This is a genomic window from Burkholderia sp. LMG 13014 (genome assembly GCF_905232215.1).
Lineage (GTDB): Bacteria > Pseudomonadota > Gammaproteobacteria > Burkholderiales > Burkholderiaceae > Burkholderia.
Genome location: NZ_CAJNKE010000513.1, coordinates 1 through 4,202, shown reverse-complemented (window position 1 = coordinate 4,202; position 4,202 = coordinate 1). Strand labels below are relative to the sequence as shown.

Annotated in this window: 6 protein-coding genes; all 6 read right to left on the bottom strand. The window is 63.9% G+C overall.

Annotation, left to right across the window (positions count from 1 at the left end; all coding sequences use genetic code 11):
- Window positions 1-319, bottom strand: a 319-nt coding sequence (gene csgH / locus JYJ84_RS29905) for a curli-like amyloid fiber formation chaperone CsgH (RefSeq protein WP_122948867.1), incomplete at its 3' end; no start/stop codon positions are given.
- Between the two features lie 71 nt (window positions 320-390).
- The gene (locus JYJ84_RS29900) at window positions 391-1,764 is read right to left on the bottom strand and encodes a hypothetical protein (protein ID WP_164462799.1); all 1,374 of its coding nucleotides are present in this window, start codon (window positions 1,762-1,764) and stop codon (window positions 391-393) included.
- 132 nt (window positions 1,765-1,896) lie between these two features.
- Entirely contained in the window at window positions 1,897-2,439 is a 543-nt protein-coding gene (locus JYJ84_RS29895) for a hypothetical protein (protein WP_175219304.1), read from the bottom strand.
- Window positions 2,440-2,468: 29 nt separating this feature from the next.
- Window positions 2,469-3,407: a CsgG/HfaB family protein gene (locus JYJ84_RS29890; protein ID WP_175219305.1), complete on the bottom strand. Its 939-nt coding sequence runs from the start codon at window positions 3,405-3,407 to the stop codon at window positions 2,469-2,471.
- 24 nt (window positions 3,408-3,431) lie between these two features.
- Complete coding sequence (locus JYJ84_RS29885; protein WP_226214550.1) at window positions 3,432-3,848, bottom strand: curli assembly protein CsgF; 417 nt, start codon at window positions 3,846-3,848, stop codon at window positions 3,432-3,434.
- Between the two features lie 51 nt (window positions 3,849-3,899).
- Window positions 3,900-4,202: curli production assembly/transport protein CsgE (locus JYJ84_RS29880; protein WP_240201921.1), on the bottom strand; the 303-nt coding region annotated here is incomplete at its 5' end.

The window sequence follows — 4,202 nt, the reverse complement described above, 5'->3', positions numbered from 1 at the left end:
AATGCGACGCCCGGTGCGGATTGCAGTCCACCGAATACTCCGCGTGCTCGCCATTGACGTGCAGCACCAGCGTCGCGTTGCAGATATCGCTCGAATCGATGCTCAGCCGCAGCGTCGCGAGCGGCCGATCCTCGCCGCCGGCAAGCCGCGATTCGCCGGAGCGCGTCAGCGCCGCCGAGCCCGCGCCGCCGGTTTTCGTGATGCGCAGGCTGTACGACACGTCGACCGGCGCGGCCGCCTGCACATGCGGCACGATATTCACGCCGCCGGCACTGGCGGCGATGTCGAAATAGGCGTTGAGATCGTGAATGCCAACCATGATCGTCTCCTGTCGAATGAAAAAAAGGCCGAACGGGTACCCGTCCGGCCTTTCCGTAACACCGGCGGTGCTTAGTGCTGCTTGATCGAAGCGGTGTTGTTGAAGCCGCTCTGGTTGATGCTCGCGTAGTTGCCGTTGCCCTGCTGCAGCAGCGTGGCGTTGTTGTTGAAGCCGAGCTGCGTCACGAAGCCCTGGTTGCCCTTGCCGGACACTTGCGTCGCGTCGATGATGTTGTCGGCGCCGGACTGCGCGAGATTCAGCACGTCGTCCGCGCCGGTCTGCGACGCATTCGCGTAGTTGCCGATACTCAGCGTCTGGTTCACCTTCACCAGCGAATTCGACGCGGATTGCGTCACGTTCGCCTGGTTGTCCGCGGAACTCTGCGTGACGGATGCCGTCGAGCCGACCGAACCGTCCTGCAGGATCGTCGCCTTGTTGCTCGCGGCGGTCTGCGTGATGGCCGCGCTGTTGCCCGAGCCGAACTGCTGCGTGATCGTCGCGTCGTTCGATGCGGCCGTCTGCTTGATCGTCGCGGTGTCGCCAACCTCGAACGTCTGGTTGACCGTCGCCTTGTTGCCATCCGCCGATTGCGTGATCGAGGTCGTGTCGGAGACGGCCACGAACTGGTTCACCGTTGCGCTGTTGCTGTTCACGCCGCCCGATTGCGCGATCGTCGTCTGGTTGTTGGCGCCGAACTGCGACGTCACGCTGGCGGTCGCGGTGCCGCTCTGGGTCGTCGTGACCTTGTCGCCGCTCTCGACGAACTGCGACACGTTTGCGTTGGTCGTGCCGCCCGTTTGCGTGATCGACGTCGTGTTGCCGCCGCCCCAGGTCGTCTGCACATTCGCCGTGCCGCCGTTGCCGGTCTGCGTGATGCCGACGGTGTTGCCGACGGTGTCGGTCTGCGTGACCGTCGCGCGGTTGCCGATCGCCGACTGGCTCGGCGAGCCCTGGTTGATCGTCACGGTGTTCCAGCCGCCGCCCTGCTGCGTAATCGACGCGCTGTCGATGTAGCTGTACTGGTTGATCGTGTTGACGTCGTACCGCGCACCGCCCGTGTACGCCGACGTCGTCTGGGTGATGTTCGCCGAGAAGTCGCCGCCGCCGAACTGGTTCACGTAGTTCTTCTCGTGCGACGTGCCCGTCTGCGACACGTTCACGCTCGAATACGGCTCCGCCCAACCGGAGAATTGCTGGATCGCGGTCGTATCGCCGCTACCGCCCTGGGTCGTCACGTTGGCGACGAACCCGTATTGGGTGCTGTCGCCGAGCGCCGACTGGGTAATCGACACCGTGTCCCCGTTCGTCGCCGTCTGTTGGACGGTCGCCGAGTTGAAGCTGCCGGATTGCCCGACGGTTACGTTGTTCCCCGACGAATCGGCCTGTGCGGCAGCCGATGCGAGCATCAGCACGGCGATTGCGATTGCAGACTTGGTCACCTTCATGGATTGCTCCTGATTCGAAAGAAAATTCGCCGGAAAAGTCGGTCTTTTACCGGCACCCCCGCCAATCGAGGACGCGCTCGCGTCCCCGACCTCACACCACTTCCAGCATTGCCCCTGCATCCCGCGTAACCGTCACCGCGTCAGCACCGTGGCGCGCGCACCGTAGCCGGTCTGAATCACCTGGATGCCGGTATTCGATCCGCCCTGCACGATGTTCACCGCGTTGTTGCTGCCGTTCTGCGTGACGCGCGCCGACAGCGACGTGCCGACCTGCGTCGAATCGACCGAATTGCCGGCGCCGTTCTGTTGCACCTGCAACGTGTTGCCGGTGCCGCGTTGCGTCGCCTTCAACGTGTTGCCGACGCCGGCCTGCGCAGCCGCGATCCAGTTCTGCGCACCGGTCTGCCGCGCAACGATCGAGTTGCCGTCGCCGGCCTGCCAGACCAGCGCACCGTTGTGGCCAGCCTGGTCCAGCGACGCGGCATTGCCGACACCGCTCTGCCGGAGCGCGACGATGTTGCCGCTGTAGTCGAAGGCCGGTTCGGGCGGGCCGAGATCGCTGAGCGGCACGGGTGCCCCCGACGCCGCCTGCATGGCCGCCACGGCCCACACGGTCGCGAGTACCCGCCGCACCACACGGGCGCGCCCGTTCCGAACACGCTGTCGATTCATCATGTTTTCTCCGCTGGCCGGCCTGATGCCGGTTAATGAGTGGACGCAACCGGGCGGTCGATCTTCTGCGGGTCATACGCGGTGTTCGCGTCCTCCATGTCCTGCGCGTACTGCCGGTCTTCCTGCAGATACCGCTGCATCGTCGGGTCGTACCAGTCCTGGTCGTTCTTCAGCCCCCAGGTCTGGTTCGCGACGCCCTGGACGATCAGGTGCGTGAGCGCCGATTCGATCGCTTCGTTGACGCAGATCTGCGCGGGCTCGTTGCGCGTCAGCCCGACTTCCGCCTGCAGCAGGTCCTTGAAGCCGACGAAGCGATAGACGCCCGTGTCGACCTGATAGGAGTAGACGGTCTTGGTCGTCGAGACGCTGTTGAGCACCTGGCCCGTGCGGATGTCGATCGCGCGCAGGTTGACGGTGACCTGGTCGATCCGGTATTGCGTTGACCCGCTGATCCCGAGATAGGCGACGCCAGCCCCGCCGGTCCGGACGTTCGTGTCGTAGCCGACGATGCCGCCTTCGAGCACGATGTTCGCCGGCATGAGCGGCGCCATCGCATCGTTCTGTGCCTTCTTCGCATCCGCGCCGTCGGTGGCGCGCATGATCTTGCGTTCGGTCAGGAGATCCTGCAGGTTCTCGCGCTCCACCGGCGTGAACCAGCCGGAGTCGCGCATCGCCTTGACGAGGAACGACGCGCCGCCCTGCGTGACCTGCGACGAAAAGGAGCTGTCCGGCGATGCCTTGTACTGCCCGGTCAGATCGCGAAAGCCGTAGACGGCGGCGGCGATCTTGCCCTTCGGCGGCGGCAGGTGCGTGAGGTCGCGCGTGGTGCGCGTCGGCGGCGTCAGCGTCGCGTTGCTCAAGGCCGGCATCGGGCGCGTGACGCAGCCGACCAGCGACAGCAGCAGCACCGCGCCCATTGCGATCCGTGTCATCCCCGTGTGGAAGCGTGCGCGTTCAGCATTTTTTTTCATGATTCGCTCAGTCGTGTGTTCGATTTACTGGCCGTTGCTGACGATGAAGGTCGAGGTCGCGCCCGTCGTCTTGTCGGTGGTCGTCACCTGCAGGTTGCCGTTGCCGGCCGCACTCACGACGATCGTGAAATTGCCCGTGCTGATCGTTCCCGGCTTGAGGTCGCCGTTGGTGCCGACGATCGAATTCGTCACCGAGCTCGCGACGCGCGACAGGATCGCCTGCTGCAGCTGCGCATTGAACTGGTCGAGCGATGACGTGGACGTCGGCGACGAAAAGCCGGACAGCGACGGATCCGTGTGCTTGTTCTGCGCATTGGCCTCGTTGAGCAGATTGGGGCCGTTTGCCGGGTTGCCGCCGAAGTTCGGGTTGTTCGGCTGATAAACCAGCGTCGACGACCACGAATAGGGCGAAACCGCGGTCATGGCGACCAGGGCGATCATGCTCAATCTGATTCGATTCATTTTCGCTAACCCCTGATTTTGATTAATCGATTAAATCTCGTCTTTCGCCAGATCCGAATCGGGAAACAGTAAATTCGAAAGATCGTCCTGAATGACGGTTTGAAAGGAAATGCTGGCGGCGTTTTCGGCCACGGCCCGGACGTTTGCCCGTGCAATCGGCAGGAAGGTCTGGAATACGCGCTTCTGCTGGAATTCGACCCAGATCAGGCTGCCGTAACGTCCGGACGGGCGTTCGTGAATGGCGACCATGTAGCGCTCGCTCAGCGGGATTTCCGACCAGGTCTGCGAGAAGTAGGTATAGAAATCGCGGCCGGCGAGCGTCACGGCATCGGT

What these genes read in the sequence shown, in the direction of transcription:
- JYJ84_RS29900 (WP_164462799.1), bottom strand. Translation starts at nt 1,764, where the DNA reads ATGAAGGTGACCAAGTCTGCAATCGCAATCGCCGTGCTGATGCTCGCA.
- JYJ84_RS29895 (WP_175219304.1), bottom strand. Translation starts at nt 2,439, where the DNA reads ATGATGAATCGACAGCGTGTTCGGAACGGGCGCGCCCGTGTGGTGCGG.
- JYJ84_RS29890 (WP_175219305.1), bottom strand. Translation starts at nt 3,407, where the DNA reads ATGAAAAAAAATGCTGAACGCGCACGCTTCCACACGGGGATGACACGG.
- JYJ84_RS29885 (WP_226214550.1), bottom strand. Translation starts at nt 3,848, where the DNA reads ATGATCGCCCTGGTCGCCATGACCGCGGTTTCGCCCTATTCGTGGTCG.